Here is a 22,119-nt window from a genome sequence, read left to right on the forward strand (position 1 = left end):
ATGACAGCAGCATCCGAGATCCACCCGAAGACCGTGCGCGGCGTGACCCGGATCGCCCGCAATGCGAAGGCCGCCGCGAGCCAGCTGGCAACGACCTCGACGGCGGAGAAGAACACAGCACTGACCGCTGTCGCAGATGCCCTGCGGGCGAACACCGACCGGATCGTCGCCGCCAACGAAGCCGACATCGCCGCCGGCATCGACGACGGCATGAGCGAGGCGCTGCTCGACCGGCTGCGCCTCGACGCCGATCGCATCGCAGCGATCGCCGACTCCGTCGATGCCGTCGTCGACCTCGCCGATCCCGTCGGAGACGTCGTGCTCGGCCGCACCCTGCCCAACGGCATCCGCCTGACCCAGACCCGCGTGCCCATGGGCGTCATCGGAGCGATCTACGAAGCTCGTCCGAATGTCACCGTGGACATCGCCGTCCTCGCCCTGAAGTCCGGCAATGCCTCGGTGCTGCGCGGAGGATCGGCAGCGCAGAACTCGAACGCGGAGATCATCACCGTCCTGCGCAACGCGGTCGCCTCGGCGGGACTGCCGGCCGATGCGATCAACGGCATCGACCAGTTCGGGCGAGACGGGGCCAATGTGCTCATGCACGCCCGCGACTTCGTCGACCTCCTCATTCCCCGCGGCGGAGCCGAACTGATCAACATGGTCGTCCAGGAGTCGATCGTTCCGGTCATCGAGACCGGGGTGGGCAATGTGCACATGTTCATCGACTCGACGGCGACGGTGAAGACCGCCGTCGACCTCGTGCTCAATTCGAAGACCCAGCGACCCAGCGTGTGCAATTCGCTCGAGACCCTGCTCGTCCACGAGAAGGCGGCGAAGCGTGTGCTCCCGAAGATCCTCGACCGACTCGATGGCGAAGGGGTCGTCGTCCACGCGGATTCCGACGTCGCAGCCCATGCCCCGACGACGATGAAGATCAAGCGCGTGTCCCGGCGGGACTGGGCCAAGGAATACCTCGGGCTCGAGATCGCGGTCAAACTGGTCTCGGGCATCGAGGAAGCCATCGACCACATCCGCGCGTACAGCTCCGGACACACCGAGGTGATCGTGACGAAGGACCTCGACAACGCCGACACCTTCGTCGCCGCCATCGACGCCGCGGCGGTGGGCGTGAATGTCTCGACCCGCTTCACCGACGGTGGTGAGCTCGGCTTCGGTGCCGAGGTGGGCATCTCGACTCAGAAACTCCACGCCCGCGGTCCCATGGGGCTCGAGCAGCTCACGACCACGAAGTGGGTGATGATGGGCAACGGACAGATCCGTTCGTGAGCCTCCTCCGGCGCCGACACGGGCAGCCCGGGCCGATCGGGTCCGGTTCTCGCTCCACGGTGACCGACGAATTCATGTCGATGCCGGATTCGCGGGTCGTTCATGAGAAACTGAGAAGGCAATGAGATCGACGTCGCGCGGGCGGCGTCGGAAGCAAGCAGAAGGAGTTATTTCGTGAACGCAGCCATTATGGCCGCCGCGGCCGAAGGTGCGGAGCATGCCGCTCACCATGAGTTGCCGATGGATCCGATCTGGTTCGGACTCACCGCCCTGGCGATCTTCCTCACGATGGGCATTGTGACTCGGTCGTGGAAGGGCATTTCGCACCGCCACTGATATGGCTGAGCACAAACGCAGAGTCGGTGTCATGGGCGGCACCTTCGACCCCATCCACCACGGCCACCTCGTTGCGGCCAGTGAGGTCCAAGCGACCTTCGACCTCGACGAGGTGGTGTTCGTTCCCACCGGACGGCCCTACCAGAAGGACGTCGAGGAGGTCACGAGTGCCGAACACCGGTATCTGATGACGGTGATCGCAACCGCGTCGAATCCGAGGTTCACGGTCTCCCGGGCCGATGTCGATCGGCCCGGTCCGACCTACACGATCGATACGCTGCGCGACCTCGCCCGCAGCTACGGTCCGGACACGGAGTTGTTCTTCATCACCGGCGCGGACGCTTTGGCTCAGATCCTGACGTGGAAGAATGTGGATGAGCTGTTTTCCTTGGCGCACTTCGTCGGGGTCAGTCGTCCGGGGCACGAACTCCGCGGTGAGGGGCTTCCGGTTGATCGGCTGAGTCTCGTGCAGATTCCGGCACTGGCGATATCGTCCACGGATTGCAGACAACGGGTGATGGATGGTGCGCCCGTCTGGTACCTCGTACCGGACGGAGTCGTGCAGTACATCGCGAAATACGAGTTGTACAGGAGTGAGAATGGCTGAGGAGCAGTTCACGTCACGTCGAGCGCGGCGAGAAGCCGAACGGTTGGCGGCGGAACAGGCGTTCGAGGCACGAGAGGTTCCTGAGCAGCCGACTGAGGCGCCAAACTCCCGAGCCGACCTCCTCTCTCCGCTGCCTCCGAAGAAACCGGATGCGGCGCCCCGTTCGGAGGCTTCCGGGGACGAGTCGGAGACATCCGGGGACGATCGGAGTTCGCGCATCGACCCCAGCCCCGCACCGCCTACCAATCACGAACGCGGAGCGCTGGCCTCCGACCACCCAGTTCAGACGCGTCCGCCTGTTCATGCAGAGGATCGTCTCGACCCGCAGCGCACACCCCTGCCGCACTTCCAGTCGCGGGCGGAGAAGAAGCGCTACCTCAAAGAGCATGGACTCTCACTCAACGGTGATCTGTCCACCGGAGCGATGCCCGTCGTCGCTGACGAACAGGAGCTCGCAGAGCGCGAGGCCGCCGCGGAAGGACGACTCACCGGGCCCGTGCCCGAAGTCGCCGAAGCCACCGGCGAAGACGATGCGCCTGTCGATTCGTCCGCCGCCGCTGAGCACCAGACCTCCGCTGCCGAAACGACTGAGGCGAAGTCGTCGGCGAGTGAGCAGCCATCGAAGAAGGCGCCCGAGAGCAAGACGGCCACGGCGTCCTCGGATGAGCCGTTGTCCGGGATGAAGGCGGATCCCGCCGCACCGACGGTGGACTCCCCGCAGGCCGAACACGAATCCTATGATGCCGCCGGCTTCGGCGGTGCCTCCGAGGAGGTCGCCGCGCGCGACTTCGAAGCACCGGTGACTGCCGCCTCGGCGCCCCGCCCGACGACTCTCGACGACGAACCCTATGATGCGCTGTCGATGCCGTACTCGGCCCTGGACGGCACCGATCCGCAGGATCCAGCGGCGGATTCGACCTCTGCAGAGCCGGACGCATCGGCGCAGGCCGCTGCCGACGAGAGCGGTTCAGCACCTGCCGACTCCGACGGTTCTGAGACTGCCGGAACCAGCGGTTCAGATTCGGCCGATATCAGCGGTGGTCCGGTCGACGCTTCAACACCGTCGGCACAGCAGCCTTCACCCGCTCCCACTCAGACGCCGAGCGCCGACGACGCCGAACCGACCTCCCGGTCACGACGGATGCCGATCGTCCAACCCCCTTCGACGTCCGGCGTGCGAGTCGTCACCGCCGCGTCTGCGCAGATTCCCGAGGTCGACGAGAATCGCAGCGCCGCGTCGGACTCGGCATCGAGCCGGAACGCGGACTCGGCCCCGACCACCGGGGCCGGAGAGGCGAAAGACCGGTCTGCGAACGAGACCGGCTCCGACGATGCCGCCCGCGCCCTCGCCGCGAATCCCGAGACCCGTCCCATGGACGCAGTGCCCGAAGCCTGGGCGCTGCCGAACTCCGACTATGAGGACGAAGAGACCGAGAACCCTCCCGGGACCCGCATCAGGGCGAGCTCCGTGACCGGCCAAGACGGGCAGATCCTGATGGGTGAAGAGCCCTCTAAGATGCCGTACATCGTCCTCGGCGTCGCTGCGTTCTTCGCCCTGGCACTCATCGTCATCGCCCTCGTCATGTTCCTCTGACATCACCTCCACTGCCGCATCCATGCGAAAGGATCTTGTGAGCGAGATCGCCGATTCCACCCAACTGCTGAGAACCGCCGCGAAAGCCGCGGACGACAAGCTCGGCACCGACATCATCGGACTCGATGTGAGCTCGACGCTCTACATCACCGATGCGTTCCTCATCGTCTCCGCCGACAACGAACGCCAGATCGGCGCGATCATCGACGCCGTCGAAGAGGCCGTCCAGCGCGGACACGACCGCACGCCGCTGCGGCGCGAAGGCCGCGGCGGCGACTGGGTGCTCCTCGACTTCGGTGAGATCGTCGTCCACGTCTTCTCCGCCGAGCAGCGCGAATACTATGCCCTCGAGCGGCTGTGGAAGGACGTGCCCGTCATCGATCTCCAGCTGTCGGATCCCGGCGAGCACGATTCTGACGAGCCTGGCTCCGACGCACCACGATGACCGCGAAGACGGTCCTGTTCTGGCGCCACGGTCAGACCGACTTCAACGTTGAGGGACGATTCCAGGGACAGACTGATGTCCCGCTCAATGACACCGGTCGCAGACAGGCCGAGGAGGCCGCGCGCCTCCTCTCCGGCCTCAGTCCCGAACTCATCGTCGCCTCCGATCTCTCCCGCGCCGCGGAGACCGCCGAGAAGCTGGCCCGCATCGTCGGTGTCGAGACGGTCCACGACGCACGACTGCGCGAAGCAGCGTTCGGTGAGTGGGAAGGTTCGATCCGCGCCGAGGTCGCCGAAACCTGGCCGGATGAGCTTGCCGAATGGGTGTCCGGAGCCGATGTCGCACCCCCCGGCGGCGAATCGCGGTCCGAATCCGGACAACGGGTCGCCGCCGCCGTCACCGACATCGTCGACACAGCAACCGTCGACACGATCGTCATCGTCGCCCACGGGGCGGTGCTGCGAGGAGCCGCCGAGATCCTCCTCGGGCTCACCGGCACGGGCCGCATCGGAGTGCTCGGCAACTGCGGGCACGGCGAGTTCGGTTGCTCGGAGCGCGGCTGGGTGCTGCGCAGCTGGGGCACCACACTGCGCTGAGCCCCAGGGCCGAGCACCGGTGGACCCCACCACGGCCACGACGATCGCCACCGCCCGGTCTCCAGCGGTGTCAACGCGATCAGCGGCACCGCCTGCAGTCAGCCCCGCATCTCTCGCTGCCGCGCGACCGAGCGGATGAGGTCGATGAGGGAGCGAGCGGAGGACGCCCAGTCGAACGCCTGTGAACGTTCACGCCCGTCCGCAGAATGCCGTGCCCACACCTGTTCGTCCGTGAGGGCACGCACCGCCTCGGCGATGGAACTCGGATCATCGGGCTCGAAGTACACGGCCGCATCGGCGGCGATCTCGCGGAAGATCGGAATGTCCGAGACCGCGACGGGCACTCCGCGGGCCATCGCCTCGATCACCGGGAGACCGAAGCCCTCCTCCTTCGACGCCGTCACCAGCGCCGTCGCCTCAGCGAGCAGCGACGCATAGTCGTCATCGCTGATCCCGCGGTGGAAGACGACTCGCGCCCGATCGGGGATGAGCGCCCGCAGCTGCGCTTCCCGCCTGCCCTCGATCCGGCTGGCGATGTGCAGGGTCCACCCCGGCAGGTGCTCGAGCGCGCGGATGAGGGATTCGACGTTCTTATACGGAAGGAACGCACCCATGTAGATGAGCGTCTTCGCATCATGACGTGACACGGTCCGCGGCTGCGCGGCCGTCACCTCGGCGGCATTCGACACCACCTGCACGGGGCGCTTCGTCAGTCGGTGGGTCTCGATGAGGTCCTTCGTCGTCTCGGACACGGCGGCGACGGCATCGGCGCGATCGAGCAGCAGGCGCTGCGGGGCATAGCTGAGATGATAGGCCCGCCACAGCAGTCGGATCGGCAGCGGCAGGTCGCCCGGCGGCTGCGGATGGGAATAGTAGATGAGGTCGTGGATGGTGAGGATGAGACCGTACCGGCGTCCGGCCGAGCCCATCGTCTGCATGGTGGAGAATACGACGTCGGCACCCAGGGCATTGAGACGGCCGGCGATCGCCACCTCGGCGGGGGAGGTGGGATCGCCCAGCCTGACCCATCGGCAGTCGGGCAGGAGCGCCAGCTGCGCCTCATCGCAGATGATGGCGGTGACATCGATCTCCGTGCCCTCGACGGCCTCGAGGAGAGCCGCCAGCAGACACGATCCGTAGCGGGAGATCCCGTCGTGGTGAGTCGTGCGCGTGAAGCGGGCATCGAAGAAGACCGACAGCCGTCGCGCCGATGACGGGCTCATTGTGCTTTTGCTCATGGAACTCCGAGTCGATAGTCTGAGTCTTCGAAAGTCTGTCTGCGCACATCGCGAAGAAGGATCAGTGAGTGAAGGAATCATCACCTGTGCCCGCGGCCGCTGAGGCCCGGTCATGATCCTCACCATTATCGCACTCGCGGCGCTCGTCGTCCTCACTCCCTTCCTCACCCGCGTTGCGGGGCGTGCCAGCGGATGGCCGTTGGCCGCCGCCTATCTTGCGGTGGCCGCGCTGTTCACTCCCACCGCCGCCGAGGTGATGGCCGGGAACACGCCGGAAGTCTCCTATCCGTGGATTCCGAGCTTCGGTGTGGATCTGGCGCTGCGCGGCGACGGCATCGGCGTGGTCTTCACCTATATCGCCCTGATCATCGGGGCCGTCGTCTTCGTCTATTCGACGAGCTACCTGCCGCACGGGCGGAATACGAGCTTCTACTGGCTGATGGTGATCTTCACCTTCTCGATGGTCGCACTCGTGCTCAGCAACGACATCCTCATGCTCTTCGTGTGCTGGGAGCTGACCTCGCTCGCCTCGTTCTTCCTCATCGCTCGTTCCGGTTCACCCGGGCAGGCCCCCGCCCTGCGGACCATGCTCTTCACCTTCATCGGGGGACTGAGTCTGCTGGTGGCGACCGGAGTCGTCATCGCCGTCACCGGCACGACCGATCTCAGCGACGCCATCGGCTCACCCGTGTGGGCCGGCCAACCGGCCGTGACGACGCTCGTCGCCCTGCTCGTGGGGATCGCCGCGATGACGAAGTCTGCCCAGTTCCCGTTCCACCCATGGCTGCCGGACGCGATGGCCGCGGCCACGCCCGTCTCGGCCTATCTGCACGCCGCCGCTGTGGTCAAGGCCGGAATCTTCCTCATGCTGCGGTTCTCTCCGACGTTCCACGCCACACCTGCATGGAACGGACTGCTCATCGTCGCCGGCCTCATCACTGCATGCCTGGGCGGATGGTTCGCGCTCAACCAGCACGATGTGAAGAAGCTGATGGCCTATTCGACGGTCTCACAGCTCGGGCTCATCACCGCCGTCATCGGAGTCGGCACCGAGGCGGCCATCGCCGCAGCGACCCTCCACGTCATCGCCCACGCCCTGTTCAAATCAGGACTGTTCATGATGGTCGGCGTCGTCGACCACCTCGCGGGCACCCGCGACCTCGCGCGGATTCCGCAACTCATGCGCAAGGCTCCCGTGTCGCTCACGGTGATGATCGTCGGCTGCGCGTCGATGGCCGGCATCCCACCGCTGCTCGGATTCGTCTCGAAGGAGTCCCTGTTCACGGCGCTGCGCGACGCCCCCGGAGGTGCCTGGAGCGGATGGATCGCGCTCCTCGTCGCCGTCGGCGCCTCGGTGCTGACCTTCGCGTACTGCGCGAAGACGGTGTGGGGCAGCTTCATCGACGGGCGTGAGCCGGAACCGCGGCAGATCCACAGCGGATCGCCCGTCATGCTCGGTGCCGCGGCCGTCCCGATCCTGGCGTCGATCCCACTGAGCTTCGTGCTCTTCGTCTTCGACAACCCTCTGGATCAGGTGGTCACCGCGGCCATTCCGACCGCGGATTCCACTGTGCACCTGGCCCTGTGGCACGGTGTGAACATCGAACTGCTCGCCTCTGTGCTCATCATCGCGATCGGTGTGGTCATCATCGTCCGCCGGTCCCGGGTGTTCGCGTTCTTCCACCGTGCCACCCCGCCCTTCGCCGGCGCCGACGTCATCGACGGGATCAACGCCGGACTGCGCCGCCTCGGACACGGACTCTCGGCGTTCGTGCGGCCGGCGAACTCCGGACCGTATCTCGCAACGTCTCTGGCCGGGCTGTGCGTGCTCGCCCTCGGAGCGATCCCGGCCGTGTACGCGGGTCTGCCGCAGCTCCAGGAGGGACTGAGCCGTCCGGTGGACGTCATCCTCCTCATCCTCATCACGGTCGCCGTGCTCGTCCTGTGCACTTCGCATTCGCGCCTGACCACGGTCGTGGCGCTGTCTGCGGTCGGAATCCTCGCCACAGTCCAGATCCTCGCCCTCGGTGCCCCAGATGTCACACTGACCCAGCTGCTCGTGGAGGCGATGACGATCATCGTCATCATGCTCGTGCTGCAGAAGCTGCCGCGTTCGTTCTGGCGCTACCCGAAGAGGCAGCAGAGCCCCCGGCTCATCTTCGCGATCCTCGTCGGTGCCTCGGTCACCGGGCTGACGCTCGTGCTCAACGGTCGTCGGGAACGCTCGGACCTCGGCCGGTACTATCTCGATCGGGCGCCGGAGATCAGCGGCGGTCACAACATCGTCAACACCATCCTGGTCGAATTCCGTGCTCTCGACACCCTCGGCGAACTCACCGTGCTCGGCATGGCCGGCATCGCCATCGTCGCGGTGATGTCGACGGTCAAGGACAAGTTCATCGATCCTCCGGCGGAGAACATCCCCGAACCTCCGCGACCGCCCTGGGTGTCGATCCGCCCGAAGGGCACAACGGCTTATCGCGCGGTGCACGAGGCCTGGCCGAACGTCATCCCGGTGCAGCTGACCATCAAGATCCTCGGTCCGCTGCTGGCCGTGACCTCCCTGGTCATCTTCTGGCGCGGACACAATTCGCCCGGCGGCGGTTTCATCGCCGCACTCGTCGGTTCGGCCGTCATCGGCCTGGCCTACCTGTCGACGGCCAAGGACCGCGCGATCGGTCCTCCGCGCGCACCCCTCTACCTCATCGGCTCCGGCGTGGCCACCGCCGTGGTCACCGGAATCATCGGTCTCGTCTTCGCCGGGTCGTTCCTCCAGCCGCTGCACGCCGAGTTCGCGGGCCAGCACTGGACGACCTCGATGCTCTTCGATGTCGGCGTCTATCTTGCGGTGCTCGGACTCATGCTGCTGTCGTTCAACATCCTCGGTGTCTCGGATTCCGCCGCGACCCCGGCCGGGGATGACGTGCTCACCAACGGCATCATCCGCCGCGACGTCGAACGCACCCGCGAACGCGCCGATGAACTGCTCTACGGTGAGCTCGCCGGTCCGATGGACGCGATCCGCGGGGAACGCCCCGACCGCAGCCGACGGAAATCAGAAGCCTCGACCGAGCACAAGGTGCGCGCGAACTCACGGCACATCCTCCGCGGGGACCCGCCCGCCGACGGAGAGGAGACACCATGATCCTCGCGCTCACGATCGGCGTCCTCACGACAGGCGGCGTGTACCTGATGATGCAGCGGTCGATGGTCAGGGGAGTCTTCGGGCTCACCCTCATCTCACACGCCGCGAACTTCATCCTCCTCTCGGCCGGCGTCGGTGCCTGGAGGGGCGAACCCCTGGCCGGGCGCGGCGGCCTCGACGATGCCGCCGACCCGCTGCCGCAGGCCTTCGTGCTCACCGCCATCGTCATCACCCTTGCAGTGACGATCTTCATGCTGGCCCTGGCCGTCCTCGGCCATGACGACGACCAGAAGCGCAATCCCGAGACCGGAGAGGAGCGAGACTCATGAACCCGGCGCTGCTCCTCCTGCTCATCGGCGTACCACTGCTGTCCTCGGCGCTGAGTGTGCTCATCACCTCACGCACCTTCGACCGCGCGCTGCTGCTCGGCGTTCCCCTCTTCGTCGGCGCCAGCGGAATCGGGCTCCTCGGTCTCCACCGCCACACTCCGGTCATCGCCCATTCGGTCGGCGACTACGTGCCGGGGCTGGCGATCGTGTTCGTCTCGGACACATTCACCGCCCTCATGCTCGTGCTCACCTCGCTCGTCGCCCTCATCAGCTGCCTGTTCCTCATCACCACCGGTGAGGACCAGTACCGTTTCGTCCCCGCGCTCATCCTGATGATGCTCACCGGGGTCTACGGCGCCCTGCTGACCGGCGACCTGTTCAACCTGTTCGTCTTCGTCGAAGTCATGATGCTGCCGGCCTACGCGCTCATCGCCGTCACCGGCACGTGGCGCAGACTCGGCATCGGCCGCATCTACGTCATGGTCAACCTGCTCACCTCGACGATGCTGCTCATCGGCGTCGGCTTCGTCTACGGCGCCACCGGCACCGTCAACCTCGCCGTGCTCGCCGGTCTGGGCACACCGTCCGGACAGGCGGGACTGGCGTTGGGCGTCGTGCTGCTCTCCCTGTTCATCAAGGCGGGAGGCGCACCCTTCCACGGTTGGCTCGTCCGCAGCTACCCGAACACCTCGGCGGGCATGATGTCGCTGTTCTCCGGGCTGCACTCGAAGGTCGGCCTGTACGCGATCTACCGCATCTGCACCACGATCTACGGCGAACCGGCGCCGTGGGTGAGCGTTCTGCTCCTCGTCGCCGTGGCCAGCATCCTCATCGGCGCGACCTCCGGTTTCGGGCAGAACCGCGTGCGCAACGTCCTCGGTTTCCAGATGACAGCCGGCGTCGGGCACATCCTCCTCGGTGTCACTCTGCTCACCTCGGCGGCGCTGGGCGCCGGCGCGTTCTACATGATCCACCACATGATCACGATGTCAGGACTCCTGCTCATCATGGGCGCGGTCGAGCAGACCTACGGCTCGGGTTCGTTCGGAAAGCTCTCCGGGCTGGCCTCACGCGAACGGTGGGCGAGCGTTCTGATGATCCTCGGACTCTTCTCCCTCATCGGACTTCCGCCCACCTCGGGGCTGTGGGGCAAGGTCGGACTCATCACCGCAGCCACGGCCAACGGCGGCGGTCTCGGATGGAGCCTCGTGGCGGCCATCGTCCTCGGCGCGCTCATCAGCCTGCTGGCTCTGCAGCGGACTTGGCGCAATACGTTCTGGGGTCCGCCGATGCAGACCTACCGTCCCGATTCGGCCGAGACGGGCCGCGCACCTGCCGAACCCATCATGCGCAGCGTGCGCATTCCGGCCCGCCTGCTCGTGCCCGCCACGATCATGATCGCGATCTCCGTGGCACTGTTCTGCTTCCCCGAGCCGCTGCTCGACATCACCCACCGGGCCGCCGACGGGCTGCTCGACCACAGTGACTACATCGAAGCGGTGATGACACCATGATGCGCATCATCCACGGAATCGGCTACGTGGCATACATCCTCTGGGCGATCCTCACCGGCTCGTTCACCATCGTCACCAGACTCTTCCGCACCGACTATGCCGAGCCGATGATCGTCGAGCTGCCGATGCGGTGCGCCACCGACCTCGAGGTCACTCTCTTCGCCTCATCGATCACCATCACGCCCGGCACCCTCGTCGCGGCGATCGCAGCGGGCAACTCGGCGAGCCCGCCGGTGATCTTCGTCCACGCCCTGTTCGAGGACTCCGAGGAATCCGCCCTCGCCGGACTCATCGACATGGAGTCGCGTCTGCTCGCGATGACCCGGGGACGGGCCCCCGGAGCGCAGCCCGAGAACGAAGGAGACCGCTCATGACCATCGTCGTCAGCATCTGTGCGATCATCCTCGCCGCCGCCATCGTCATCGGCCTCATCCGGGTCCTCACGGCTCGTGACCAAGGCTCACGGGCCGTGGTCTCCGATCTCATCTACTTCTCGTCGATCGCGATCGTGACGATGCTCGGCATCGCAGTGTCCTCCTCGATCGTCATCGACGTCGTGTTCCTCGCCTCGATGGTGGGCATCCTGGCCACGATCGCTCTCGCGCGCATCCTCACGAGGGGGCACCGCTGATGAACGAGACACTGGCCACCGTCCTCGTCGGGATCTTCGGGATCACCGGTTCGCTGTTGCTGCTCGCCTCCGCACTGGCGATGTTCCGGGTCCGTGATGCCCTGTCACGGATCAACGTGTTCTCTCCCGCCACCGGCCTGGGTATGCCGCTCATCGTGGCCGCCGCCTATGTCTTCGACCTGCACTCGGCGGGCTTCTCGTGGTCGTCGCTGCTCATGGCCGTCGTCGCCGTGCTGTGTCTGATCATCGTGTCCTCGGTGGCCAGCAACACGCTCGCCCGCTCGACCGTGCTCTCCGGCCAGCCCGTGTACCGCAAGACGAACCCGAACCGGTTGGCTCACCCGCCGGCCGGCGTCATCGATGTCGACCCTGACGTCGATGACGATCCGGACGTCGACGAAAGGTGATTGCACCGGCTCAGTCCCGGCCGCTGACGAAAGCTGATCGCGCCGGCTCAGTCCCGGCCGGTGGTGCGCATGGTGATGTTGATCCTGCCCCCGCCGAGGTGGTCGAGCCGTCCGTGCTCAGGTGCTGTTCCCGGCAGGATCGATCTCACCCCGTGATAGGCGAAGCGGGCGGGACCGCCGAAGACGAAGGCGTCCCCGGACGCGAGCCTCAGGTCGTCGAAGGGGCGGTTGCGGTTGTCGGTGTTGCCGAACCTGAACAGGCACGTATCACCGAGGGAGAGTGAGACGACCGGTGCGGGATCGAATTCGTCCTTGTCCTGATGCATGCCCATCTTCGCGCGTTCGTCGTAGTAGTTCACCAGCGCGACGTCAGGGTGGTAGGCGCCGGGTTCGAATCCCCAGCCGGCGGCCGTACCCTGTGGGAGCTCGGCATCATCGTCGACGACCGTGCTCGCGGCCCCAAGGACCTGTCGTCCCAATCGGGTCATCCAGTTCGGGAACGGCAGCACCAGGCGATCGTTGACGTCGGCGGCTCGCCGGTCGTAGCGGCCGGGTCGCCAATGCCATCCGAGTCCGATCGTTCTCACGCTCATCGGGTGCCCGGCGATCGTCGTCGCATGCGGCGGGACCGGGCCGGACTGCCATTCGGCATAGCGGCCGATGATCCAGGTCTGTGCCTCTGGGGAGAGGAACCCGGGGATCCAGACCGCTCCCGGGGCGAGGATCTGCGGGCGGCGGTCGAATGCCTCATCGGCGAAGAGCGAATCCATGTCTACCAGGATGCCAGAGCGGGTTCTAGGATGGTGGGCAGAGCGAAGGAGACGCGATGGCCGCAGACGCACTCGAGCTCGCCGACATCGGATTCGGGGAACCCGGTCGCTTCGAGATCGACACCGCGGCGCCGGCCGTCCTCCGGGATGTCGATCCCACTGCCATGACCGTCCTGTGCGGTCTGCCCCTGGGGGCGATGGTCGCGACCGTTGCAGCGGCTCGTGCAGAGCCGGGAAGTCTCGCTGCCATGGTGCTCTCCGGCGGCCAGGTGAAGCCTCCGAAGTGGATGATGCCGTGCGTCGCAGAACAGAGCACTCGGGGCCGGTGACCAGCGGTCACCGACCCCGAGTCGGTCTCATCTGATAATCACATCAGAGGTCGCCGACGGGCACCTGCTCATCGGCCAGACGCTCGGCGGCGACCTCCTTGCCGATGAGGGCGCGCAGCTCATCGCCGTAGTCCCAGACGTTGACGTTCATCGCCGCAGACACCCGGCCTCCGTGCTGCCAGAACACGATGAACTCGCCACTGGACTTGTCGCCGCGGATGACGACGTCATCGTCGGCGCCGCCGCGGCCGACGTACTCCATGCCGAGGTCGAACTGGTCGGTGTAGAAGTACGGCTGCCAGTCCTCGACCTTCGAACCGCCGCTGACCGTCGAGGCGGCGACCTCGGCCTGTCGTACCGCGTTGTCCCAGTGCTCGACTCGAAGTCGTTCGTTCCGGAGGACGTTCTGCGCGTTCGCGATGTCGCCGATGGCCAGGATGCTGCCGTCCGAGGTGCGCATCTGCTCGTCGACGATCACGCCGTTGTCGACGGTCAGCCCCGCCGAGGCGGCGAGATCGACGGCAGGGTCCGCTCCGATCCCGACGACGACGAGATCGGCAGGAACACTCCCGGCGCTGGTCTCGACGGATTCGACGGCGTCGGTCCCGGTGAAGGAGGTCGTATCCGCCTGCTTGAGGAAGTTCACGCCGTTCGACGAATGCAGCTGCTCGAAGTATTCGCCGAGTTCATCACCGAGCACGGAAGCCAGCGGGGGAGCGTCGGTATGCAGGATGACCGTGACGTCACAGCCCTGGGTCTTCGCGGCCGCGGCCACTTCGAGTCCGATCCAGCCGCCTCCGATGACGGCGACCTTCTTGCCGTCGCCGAACTGCGAGCGGATGGCCACGGCGTCTCCTGCGTCGCGGAGAGTATGGATGTTGCCCAGCTGTGCGCCGGGCACATCGAGCGAGCGGGGAGTGGAACCGGTGGCGAGGATCGCCTGTCCGTAGGTGAGCTGTCGATCGTCATCGAGCGTCACCGTCTGTGCGGCAGGATCGATCGCGGTGACCGCGGTGCCGAAGAACGTGGTCACATCGTGGGCCGAGTACCAGTCGTCGCCACGCAGCGCCGAGTCGGCCGGATCCGAATTCTCGAGCATGACCTTCTTCGACAGATCGGGCCGGTAATACGGCGCGGCGGGATCGGCACCGACCAGTGCGATCGAACCGGCGTAGCCAGCGTCCCGCAGCGATTCGACGACGGTTCCGCCGCCGATGCCCGCACCGATGATGACGGTTCCGAATTCCTCTGCCATAACACGTCCTTTCGTAGAGGGGACTCAGTCCCGACTGTACTCGGGGAAACGAACAGTGACCAGGGAGTCCGAAAGGGTTCGGCCCCAGGTGGGAGTGTGCGTCGATGGGCGCGGGCGGCGTTTTGGTCAGTGCCCGGGTGAAGGCGTAAGCTTATGTTCCGCAAGGGGCTATAGCTCAGTTGGTAGAGCGCTTCGTTCGCAATGAAGAGGTCAGGGGTTCGATTCCCCTTAGCTCCACAGAAGTCCTTGCCGCGACGGGCGTCGCCGGCCCGGTCGACCTGTTGCCGGCTGTTCTCCGGTACGGATCCGTATCATCGGCAGAGCCGATCCTCGACACCTGCGGAGGTGGACCAGCGATGAAGATTCAGACCGGTGTCATGGCCGGACTCCTCGGAGCCGCCGGGATCACCCATTTTGTTCGGCCCAGGCCCTTCGACTCGATCGTCCCACCGCGACTGGGCAACCCCCGGTTCTGGACCTACGCCAGCGGGGTCGCCGAGGTCGGCTGCGCCACGCTGCTGGCGGTGCCTGCCACTCGGAGACTCGGGGGCATGGCCTCAGCGGCACTGATGGTCGGGGTGTTCCCTGCAAATATCTACACCGTGGTCAAACATTGGCACGAACCCAAGGCCCGGGCCATCGCCATCGCTCGGCTGCCGCTCCAGATCCCGCTGGTGTGGATGTCGGTGAGTGCGGCCTCGGAGGGCTGACGTTCGGATCGGACGCTCTCCGGTCGGTTCTGGGTCGGTTGCCGTCATTCTCTTGCAGGGGTGGGTCTTCCGTGACATATTCGTTTCATGGACGGGACTTCTCCGCACGACGGCCGGGCACTGTCGGGACTCCACTTCTCAGCGGCGACTGCCGCCTTCCAGATCGAGGGTGCCCGCACCGCAGATGGCCGCGGTCGCACCATCTGGGACGACTTCGTCGACACCCCCGGGAATGTCAGCGACGGCAGCACCGCCGAGCCGGGTCCCGACAGCTATCACCGCGTCGATGAGGATATCGCACTGCTGTCGGGCCTCGGGGTCCATCGCTACCGCTTCTCGATCTCCTGGACCCGCGTCATCCCCGACGTCGGCGCGAGTCAATCGATCAACGAGGCTGGCCTCGACTACTATGACCGCCTCGTCGACGGCCTCCTGGCCGCCGACATCACGCCTGAGCCAACCCTCTATCACTGGGACCTGCCGGCCGCCCTCGAGGCCGCCGGCGGATGGCTGAACCGGGACACAGCCCACCACTTCGCCGACTATGCCGCGGTCGTGGCCGGCCGCCTCGGCGATCGTGTTCGTCACTGGTACACGATCAACGAACCGGCCTCGACCTCTCTGCAGGGATACGCGCTGGGGGAGCTGGCACCGGGCCGGACCCTCCTCTTCGATGCCCTGCCCACGGTCCACCATCAGCTCCTTGCACACGGGATCGTCGCCCCGATGTTGCGCGAACACGGTGCACTGCAGGCTGCACCGACTCTCAACCACAGCCTCATCCTCCCCGCCACCGAATTGGAAGCTGACTTCGCCGCGGCCGGTCTGCTCGACGCGATCATGAACCGGCTCTTCACCGACCCGCTGCTCGTCGGCGACTATCCCGACCTCAGCGCCTTCGGCGTCGAGATGCCGATCATGGACGGCGATATGGACCTCATCGCCGCCCCGAACGAGGTCTACGGATTCAACTACTACAACCCGATCACGGTGCGCTCGGCAGATGGAGAACTGCCCTTCGAGATGATCCCCACTCCGGGAGCCGCGACCACCGGTTTCGGTCCGATGTGGCCTATCCGACCCGATACGATGCGCGACTTCCTCATCGACATGAACCACCGCTACGGTCCAACATTGCCGCCGATCATCATCAGCGAGAACGGGGCAGCGTTCCCCGAACCGGAGACCACCACGACCGAGATCGTTGACACCGAACGCATCGACTACCTGTCCTCCCATCTCTCCGCCGTCCTCGAGGCGAAGGCCGCCGGAGTGCGCATCGACGGATACACGGTGTGGTCACTGCTGGACAACTTCGAATGGGCTGAGGGATGGACCCAGCGGTTCGGCCTCGTCCACGTCGATATGAACACCGGGGCCCGCACCCCGAAGGCCTCCTACCGTTGGTATCGGGATCTCATCGCCGCGGCGAACGCATGAGCGACCATCTCCGCCGAGGCGGCTCCGCAGCGCGGGTGCGCGTGCCCGGGATGTGGATGGTGTGGTTCACCCTCGCGTGGCTGGCAATCTGGACGGTGCAGCTCACCCCGGTGCAGCTGCTGCTGCCCCTGCAGCTCGACACCCAGAGCGGGCATTGGATCGACGGAGTCGTGTGGTCGGGGCTGGTGCTCTCGGTCGGCGGGCTGGCCGGGATCGTCGTCGCCCCGCTGGCCGGCCGATTCTCTGACCGGACGCGCTCACGGTTCGGCAGGCGCCGACCCTGGGCGATCGGCGGATCGGTCCTCGCCGCGATCGGCCTGCTGCTCACAGGCACCGCGGACGGACCCGTGCTCGTCGGAGCGGCTTGGGTGGTCACCTCGGTGGGTGTGTCAGTGGCCTCGGCGGCATTGACCGCCCTCATCGCCGATCAGCTCGATGACCAACGCGGAGCAGCCTCGGCGGCTGCGAGTTCGGCGCAGGCGGTCGGCATAGTCGTCGGGGTCGGAGCGATCGTCCTGCTCGGGCTGAGCACCGGCGCATCGTATGCGGTGCTGGCGGGCTTCATCCTCGTCGTCGGCACTGCCACGGCCGTGCTGCTGCCGGACCCGCGTCCGCCGCACCAGGCGGTCATCGCCCTGCGGGAGCGGCGAGAGCTCACCCGCGCCCGCATCTCCTCACTCGTCGACCCCAGCTTCACGCGGCTGCTGGTCAGCAGGTTCATCGTCAATGTCGGCAACGCCTTCGGCACGTCTCTGCTGCTGTTCTTCCTGCTCTACGGGATCATGATCCCCGCCGCCGAGGCTGAGGATCGTCTGCTCGTCCTCATCGTCATCTACACGGTCTTCGTCGTCCTCGCCTCGATCGTCGTCGGCATGATCACCGACCGATCGGGCGACAGGCGAATGTGGACGGTGGTCTCGGCTCTCGTGCAGGCCGCCTCGGGGGTGATCATCCTCATCAGCCCGAACTTCACCGCGACGGCGGTCGCGGCCGGCGTGATGGGTGCCGGTTACGGGGCCTATATGGCTGTCAGTCTGGCCCTGGCCACGGATCTGCTGCTCGATCCGGACGACCACGCCCGCGATCTCAGCCTCGTCAACAGCGCCGCCAACCTCGGACAGCTGATCGGACCGTTGCTGGGGGCAGGTCTCGTCGCCTTGGTCGGAGGGTTCTGGCTGCTGTTCCTCGCAGCAACTCTCGTGTCGATCCTCGGCGCAGGGCTCACATTGACGGTACATCCACGACGAGCGAGCATCGCAGCGCCTGCGGGGCAGTGACTGGCTGGGGATGTCTGTCGGCTCAGGTGAGCCCGATGAGTTTCCCGCTCTTCGACAGCTCCGGGTCCGTGCACGAGGACAGATCGAAGCAGCACGGACGGCGCTTGCCGTTCTCCAACTTCGAGATCGCGACGTCCACGCGACGGGCGCGCGTGTCTGCGCTTCTCGTCGCCTTGATCCACCTCACCCATTCCCAGCGTGCCATGGGGGTCAGGCTCTGCCACATCTCGTCGAGGTCGCCGGCCGCTTCGAGCGCGGAGGCGAGGTCGTCGGGCACCGTGACCTCCGGCCATTCCTTGCTCGGGGTGACGGTGACGTCGACTGCTGTGCCCTCGGCCTCGCCGAGGTGGGACCACAGGGCATCGTCGAGGCTGATCCAGTGACCCTTCCGTCCGTCGGGTTCGAGGACCGTGGTGAAGTCGGCCCCCGCGACCTGGCCGCTGACGGCGACCTGTCCGCGAGAGGGCAGCACGTCACTGGCCTCCTGCGGCAGGCGCAGAATCGGGCGATCGCCGAGTACCTCGGTGGTCGCTGAGAAGCTGATCGTCTTTGCCGGAGCAGCAGTGGGAGACATGAGTGATCCTTCTGAAGAGAGCGGTGATCCGCGGTCGCCCGCAGGTCTGTCGGTCGGAGCAACGTATTCAGAATAGCGGTACGAGCTCCGACCGACTTCTCGATTCCTGACCGACAGTACTCCTATCAGTCGGGATTCCTGACAGACAGCGGACGGCCGCCTGGACACCTGGGAATCAGCCGATGGAGCGGCCCACCCAGTCGGGTCGGGACGGTGTGATCGCCGCGATCTGCTCGGCGACGGCTGCCGGGAACGGAACCACTTGGTCGGCGCCTTGATCGACGTGGAGAGCCATGATCTCCTCCGTGGCGACGAGCCGATCACCCACCGACATCTCATACGCCAGGTGCAGCTTCTTCTTACCCGCGGCAACGAGGTGTGGGGTGACGGTGAGGCGGGAGCCGAGGGCCACCTCGTCGAGATAGCGGATATGCGATTCGACGGTATAGAGAGAAGCCTGCGTCGCCGTCCGGTACGCGGCGTCGAGGCCAAGCTGGTCCATCACCTGATCGGTGGCGAATCCGAAGACGAGGACGTAGAAGGCCTCGGACATGTGCCCGTTGTAGTCGATCCACTCAGGCACCACCTCGGTGGTGTAGTCATCAAAGCTGTCGGACCTCCCCATATCCGGCGCCTGCGACGGTGGAGTGTCCGCCGGCTCACTCGTGTCGACCGCTCTTGTGTCCCTGGCTTCCGTGTCCCCGGTTTGGGCGAGCTCGGCGGTGAGCCGGCGCAGAGCGATGATCCCGGTGTCGCGCTGCGTCACGAGATCGGGAATCGTCCGCGCACCGGCTGCGACATCGCATCCGGCCACGACGTCGTCGCGCAGCCGCTGACTGAGCTCCGGCGCCGTCAGCCGTGTCCACGGTGACTTCAACGAGGGGCCGAAATGGTCGAGCATATGCGCCATCCCGCCTTCGCCTCCGGCAAGATGGAAGGTGAGCATCGGTCCCTGGAAGGGCCAGCGCAGGCCAGGACCGTCTGTGATCGAGCGGTCGATCTGATCGACGGTGGCTTCGCCCTGTTCGACCATGTGCAGCGCTTCGCGCCACTGCGCCTCCTGGAGGCGGTTGGCGATGAAGCCCGGGACCTCCCGGTCCATGCGGATCACGGACTTGCCGATGTGCGAATAGAACCCGGCGGCCCAATCGACGGCCGTCGTCGAACTCTGCTCTCCGCCGACGACCTCGACGAGGGGAATGAGGTAGGGCGGGTTGAACGGGTGACCGACGACGAGACGCTCCGGGTGGACCGCCTCGGTGGCCATCTCGGTCATGCTGTAGCCCGAGGTGGACGAACCGATGATGACATTCCGATCGCACGCGGCGTCGATCTGGGCCAGCAGCCCGCGTTTGAGCGCCAGGTCCTCCGGTGCGGACTCCTGGACGAATCCGGTGTCCGCGACCGCCTTGGTCAGGTCGGTGTGGATCGACCAAGCGGTGGGGTCGGCACCGGCGACCATGTCGAGCTCGGCCAGCGCCGGCCAGGCAGCGTCAAGCAGGCGGGAGAACTTCTCCGCAGCGTCAGGGGCGGGATCCCAGATCTTCACCCGGTAGCCCTGGGCGAGGAAGTACGCGGCCCATCCGCCGCCGATCGTGCCGGCGCCGACGCAGGTGACGGTCTCGATCGCGGCGAAGTCGGGAAAGACTGCGGAGTCGGTGGTATCGGACATGTCGGGTGCGTCGGACATGTCGGGTGCGGTGGATTCGGTCACAGGTCGGCTCCCGTGATGGTCGGGGTCTGCACGCGCAGATCGAGGATCTCACGCGCCTCGTCTGGCGTGGCCACGGATGCGCCGAGGCTGTTGATGATCTCGACGGCCCGGGCCGTGAGGTCGGCGTTCGTGGCCTTGACACCCTTGGACAGGTAGAGGTTGTCCTCGAGTCCGACGCGAGCGTGCCCGCCGGCAAGCACCGACCTGGCGACCCACGGCAGCTGGTTGGCGCCGATGGCGAAGGAGGTGAACTGGGCGCCCTTCGGCAGCATATCGACCATGGCTGCGAGCAGACCGGGGTCGGCGGGGGCGCCGTAGGGGACGCCCATGCACAGCTGGTACAGCGGCGGAGCGTCGATGAGTCCCTCCTCGACGAGGACGTTGGCGAACCACAGGTTGCCGGTGTCGAAGATCTCGAGCTCCGGACGCACCCCGAGGGTCTGGATCCGTTTTGATCCTTCGCGGAGCATATCGGGGGTGGAGACGTAGATGTTCGAGCCCTCACCGAAGTTGAGGGAGCCGCAGTCGATCGTGCAGATCTCGGGCAGCAGCTCCTCGACGTGGGGGAGCCGGTCGAGGGCGTTGATGAGGTCGGTGCCCGGCATCGTCGTCAGCGGATCCTGCGGATCGACGACGAGGTCGCCGCCCATCCCGGCGGTGAGGTTGATGACCGGGTCGACGTCGGAGGCGCGGATGCGCCGGACGACCTCCCGGTAGTACGCGACCTCGCGCGAGCCCTGCTTGGTCTCGATGTCGCGGACGTGGATGTGGACGACCGAGGCACCGGCCCGGGCTGCGGCGATCGCATCATCGGCGATCTGCTCAGGGGTGACCGGAACGTGTTCGCTCTTGCCGGTCGTGTCGCCGGCGCCCGTGACGGCGCAGGTGAGAATGACTGTGCGGTTCATGATGGCTCCTCTGGTTGTGGCTCTGGTGGTGTCTGTGGCTCTGGTCGTGAGGTGCTGATGACGGCGCGGTCGAGGTAGGACTGCAGCCGGGTGGTGAAAGTCGCGGTGTCCATGACCCCGGTGAGGACCTTGATGCCGAGCCCGTCGAGCAGTGAGGTCAGCTCATCGGCCATGGCGCGAGCGTCGCCGGATCGGAAGCACCCGAGTCGCTGGCCCTCCTCGAGGGTGGTCTGCACGGTCTGCGACCACCGCTCGTAGCTGCGGGGATAGTCCGACAGTGCGGTGTCCTCCAGGGACAGGCGGGCCCAGGTCTGCAGCCAGATCGACCATTCGCCGCGCGATTCCCGACCGAGCGGCGACTGCAGCTCGAGCAGACGGGCCAGGCGCTGCGCGGGATCGTCGATGCCGTCGAGCCACGCGATCTGGCGGTCGAACGCGAGTTTGACCGAATGGTCGAGGGCCGCCTCGAAGAGATCGGACTTCGTGGCGAAGTGGTAGTGGATGCTCGGCGCCGAGACTCCCGAGGCCTCGGCGATGTCGGAGATGCGCACGGCATCGAAGCCGTGGCGGCCGAACAGCGTCCAGGCCGCCTGCGCGATGTCGCGTTTCGGCGCGGCCTCGTGATCGGATTCGTCGGCGGCGCGTCGCGGCGGCGGGGCCGAGACCTGGGATTCATCGCCGAGGAGCCACCGCACGGTCACTCCGGTCGCGGTGGCCAGGCCCAGCAGCTCCTCGGCGGTGAACCGGCGCCGCCCCGACAGCGCCTTCGACAGCTTCGTCTCATCGATGCCGATCGCCTCGGCGACGCGGCGCTGGGAGAGTCCCGCTCCGGTGATGGCTTCCTTGGCCCGGCTCGGTGTCGACCCGGGTGGGTGGTCGGCGCTCATAGGGCGAATGTACCCGAGCGCAACGGCGGATCGCAAGTACTTGTGACTGAAAATCAGAACTTGCGATTGGCTGGGGTGATCCTCACAATTTCCTCGGATGCGGTTAGTCTCGTAGTCGGTGGG

23 protein-coding genes and 1 tRNA gene are annotated in these 22,119 nt (G+C 66.3%); 17 read left to right on the forward strand and 7 right to left on the reverse strand.

The window, feature by feature from the left end; translation table 11 throughout:
• The 6 genes from J9314_RS08740 (at position 1) to J9314_RS08765 (ending at position 4,868) form a co-directional block, all read left to right on the forward strand.
• The gene (locus tag J9314_RS08740) at positions 1 to 1,290 is read left to right on the forward strand and encodes a glutamate-5-semialdehyde dehydrogenase (RefSeq protein ID WP_210605344.1); all 1,290 of its coding nucleotides are present in this window, start codon (positions 1 to 3) and stop codon (positions 1,288 to 1,290) included.
• A gap of 174 nt (positions 1,291 to 1,464) precedes the next feature.
• Positions 1,465 to 1,626, forward strand: a complete 162-nt coding sequence (locus J9314_RS08745) for a hypothetical protein (RefSeq protein WP_166968546.1) — start codon at positions 1,465 to 1,467, stop codon at positions 1,624 to 1,626.
• Between the two features lies 1 nt (position 1,627).
• A complete protein-coding gene (gene nadD, locus J9314_RS08750) occupies positions 1,628 to 2,233 on the forward strand; it encodes a nicotinate-nucleotide adenylyltransferase (protein WP_181275277.1) in 606 nt (201 codons plus the stop codon).
• A complete protein-coding gene (locus J9314_RS08755) occupies positions 2,226 to 3,827 on the forward strand; it encodes a hypothetical protein (protein WP_210605345.1) in 1,602 nt (533 codons plus the stop codon). The genes nadD and J9314_RS08755 overlap by 8 nt, the downstream gene beginning before the upstream one ends.
• 37 nt (positions 3,828 to 3,864) lie before the next feature.
• Positions 3,865 to 4,272 (forward strand): ribosome silencing factor, encoded by a 408-nt coding sequence (rsfS, locus tag J9314_RS08760; protein WP_246490699.1) that lies wholly within the window; start codon positions 3,865 to 3,867, stop codon positions 4,270 to 4,272.
• Complete coding sequence (locus J9314_RS08765) at positions 4,269 to 4,868, forward strand: histidine phosphatase family protein (protein ID WP_210605347.1); 600 nt, start codon at positions 4,269 to 4,271, stop codon at positions 4,866 to 4,868. Before rsfS ends, J9314_RS08765 begins: the two co-directional genes overlap by 4 nt.
• Positions 4,869 to 4,966: 98 nt before the next feature.
• Here J9314_RS08765 and J9314_RS08770 read toward each other — a convergent pair whose 3' ends face one another.
• Entirely contained in the window at positions 4,967 to 6,106 is a 1,140-nt protein-coding gene (locus tag J9314_RS08770) for a glycosyltransferase family 4 protein (RefSeq protein ID WP_210605348.1), read from the reverse strand.
• A 112-nt stretch (positions 6,107 to 6,218) separates the two neighbouring features.
• Between J9314_RS08770 and J9314_RS08775 the strand changes: the two genes are divergently transcribed.
• The 6 genes from J9314_RS08775 to J9314_RS08800 are packed head-to-tail and all read left to right on the forward strand — an operon-like array spanning position 6,219 to position 12,132.
• Positions 6,219 to 9,251 carry a DUF4040 family protein gene (locus tag J9314_RS08775; RefSeq protein ID WP_210605349.1) on the forward strand — a complete coding sequence of 1,011 codons (3,033 nt, stop codon included), beginning with the start codon at positions 6,219 to 6,221 and terminating at the stop codon, positions 9,249 to 9,251.
• The gene (locus tag J9314_RS08780) at positions 9,248 to 9,580 is read left to right on the forward strand and encodes a sodium:proton antiporter (protein ID WP_181275271.1); all 333 of its coding nucleotides are present in this window, start codon (positions 9,248 to 9,250) and stop codon (positions 9,578 to 9,580) included. The genes J9314_RS08775 and J9314_RS08780 overlap by 4 nt, the downstream gene beginning before the upstream one ends.
• Positions 9,577 to 11,094: a monovalent cation/H+ antiporter subunit D family protein gene (locus J9314_RS08785; RefSeq protein WP_181275270.1), complete on the forward strand. Its 1,518-nt coding sequence runs from the start codon at positions 9,577 to 9,579 to the stop codon at positions 11,092 to 11,094. The genes J9314_RS08780 and J9314_RS08785 overlap by 4 nt, the downstream gene beginning before the upstream one ends.
• Entirely contained in the window at positions 11,091 to 11,468 is a 378-nt protein-coding gene (locus J9314_RS08790) for a Na+/H+ antiporter subunit E (protein WP_309136001.1), read from the forward strand. The genes J9314_RS08785 and J9314_RS08790 overlap by 4 nt, the downstream gene beginning before the upstream one ends.
• Positions 11,465 to 11,725: a monovalent cation/H+ antiporter complex subunit F gene (locus J9314_RS08795; protein WP_181275269.1), complete on the forward strand. Its 261-nt coding sequence runs from the start codon at positions 11,465 to 11,467 to the stop codon at positions 11,723 to 11,725. Before J9314_RS08790 ends, J9314_RS08795 begins: the two co-directional genes overlap by 4 nt.
• Positions 11,725 to 12,132 carry a cation:proton antiporter gene (locus J9314_RS08800; RefSeq protein WP_210605350.1) on the forward strand — a complete coding sequence of 136 codons (408 nt, stop codon included), beginning with the start codon at positions 11,725 to 11,727 and terminating at the stop codon, positions 12,130 to 12,132. Before J9314_RS08795 ends, J9314_RS08800 begins: the two co-directional genes overlap by 1 nt.
• 47 nt (positions 12,133 to 12,179) lie before the next feature.
• Here the strand turns inward: J9314_RS08800 and J9314_RS08805 are convergent, their stop codons facing one another.
• A complete protein-coding gene (locus tag J9314_RS08805; protein WP_210605351.1) occupies positions 12,180 to 12,902 on the reverse strand; it encodes an alpha-ketoglutarate-dependent dioxygenase AlkB family protein in 723 nt (240 codons plus the stop codon).
• A gap of 56 nt (positions 12,903 to 12,958) precedes the next feature.
• Here J9314_RS08805 and J9314_RS08810 point away from each other — a divergent pair, with 56 nt between their 5' ends.
• Positions 12,959 to 13,231, forward strand: a complete 273-nt coding sequence (locus tag J9314_RS08810; RefSeq protein ID WP_210605352.1) for a hypothetical protein — start codon at positions 12,959 to 12,961, stop codon at positions 13,229 to 13,231.
• 43 nt (positions 13,232 to 13,274) lie between these two features.
• Here the strand turns inward: J9314_RS08810 and J9314_RS08815 are convergent, their stop codons facing one another.
• Positions 13,275 to 14,486 (reverse strand): NAD(P)/FAD-dependent oxidoreductase, encoded by a 1,212-nt coding sequence (locus tag J9314_RS08815; protein WP_210605353.1) that lies wholly within the window; start codon positions 14,484 to 14,486, stop codon positions 13,275 to 13,277.
• Between the two features lie 164 nt (positions 14,487 to 14,650).
• Here J9314_RS08815 and J9314_RS08820 point away from each other — a divergent pair.
• The 4 genes from J9314_RS08820 (at position 14,651) to J9314_RS08835 (ending at position 17,913) form a co-directional block, all read left to right on the forward strand.
• A tRNA-Ala gene (locus tag J9314_RS08820) sits at positions 14,651 to 14,723 on the forward strand.
• Between the two features lie 119 nt (positions 14,724 to 14,842).
• Complete coding sequence (locus J9314_RS08825; RefSeq protein WP_210605354.1) at positions 14,843 to 15,196, forward strand: DoxX family protein; 354 nt, start codon at positions 14,843 to 14,845, stop codon at positions 15,194 to 15,196.
• An 87-nt stretch (positions 15,197 to 15,283) separates the two neighbouring features.
• On the forward strand, positions 15,284 to 16,636 hold the full coding sequence (locus J9314_RS08830) for a GH1 family beta-glucosidase (RefSeq protein ID WP_210605355.1): 1,353 nt from the start codon (positions 15,284 to 15,286) through the stop codon (positions 16,634 to 16,636).
• Positions 16,633 to 17,913 (forward strand): MFS transporter, encoded by a 1,281-nt coding sequence (locus tag J9314_RS08835; RefSeq protein ID WP_246490700.1) that lies wholly within the window; start codon positions 16,633 to 16,635, stop codon positions 17,911 to 17,913. Before J9314_RS08830 ends, J9314_RS08835 begins: the two co-directional genes overlap by 4 nt.
• Before the next feature lie 22 nt (positions 17,914 to 17,935).
• Here the strand turns inward: J9314_RS08835 and J9314_RS08840 are convergent, their stop codons facing one another.
• From J9314_RS08840 to J9314_RS08855, 4 genes are all read right to left on the reverse strand, one after another.
• Positions 17,936 to 18,487: a YdeI/OmpD-associated family protein gene (locus J9314_RS08840; RefSeq protein WP_210605356.1), complete on the reverse strand. Its 552-nt coding sequence runs from the start codon at positions 18,485 to 18,487 to the stop codon at positions 17,936 to 17,938.
• Positions 18,488 to 18,662: 175 nt separating this feature from the next.
• Positions 18,663 to 20,201 (reverse strand): 3-hydroxyacyl-CoA dehydrogenase NAD-binding domain-containing protein, encoded by a 1,539-nt coding sequence (locus J9314_RS08845; RefSeq protein ID WP_246490701.1) that lies wholly within the window; start codon positions 20,199 to 20,201, stop codon positions 18,663 to 18,665.
• Positions 20,198 to 21,109 carry a beta-keto acid cleavage family enzyme gene (locus tag J9314_RS08850; RefSeq protein ID WP_210605357.1) on the reverse strand — a complete coding sequence of 304 codons (912 nt, stop codon included), beginning with the start codon at positions 21,107 to 21,109 and terminating at the stop codon, positions 20,198 to 20,200. Before J9314_RS08850 ends, J9314_RS08845 begins: the two co-directional genes overlap by 4 nt.
• Positions 21,106 to 21,996, reverse strand: coding sequence for a TetR family transcriptional regulator (locus J9314_RS08855; RefSeq protein WP_210605358.1), 891 nt, complete (start codon positions 21,994 to 21,996; stop codon positions 21,106 to 21,108). The genes J9314_RS08850 and J9314_RS08855 overlap by 4 nt, the downstream gene beginning before the upstream one ends.
• Positions 21,997 to 22,119: the final 123 nt, after the last annotated feature.

This window comes from Brevibacterium oceani (genome assembly GCF_017948325.1).
GTDB classification, from domain to species: Bacteria; Actinomycetota; Actinomycetes; order Actinomycetales; family Brevibacteriaceae; genus Brevibacterium; species Brevibacterium oceani.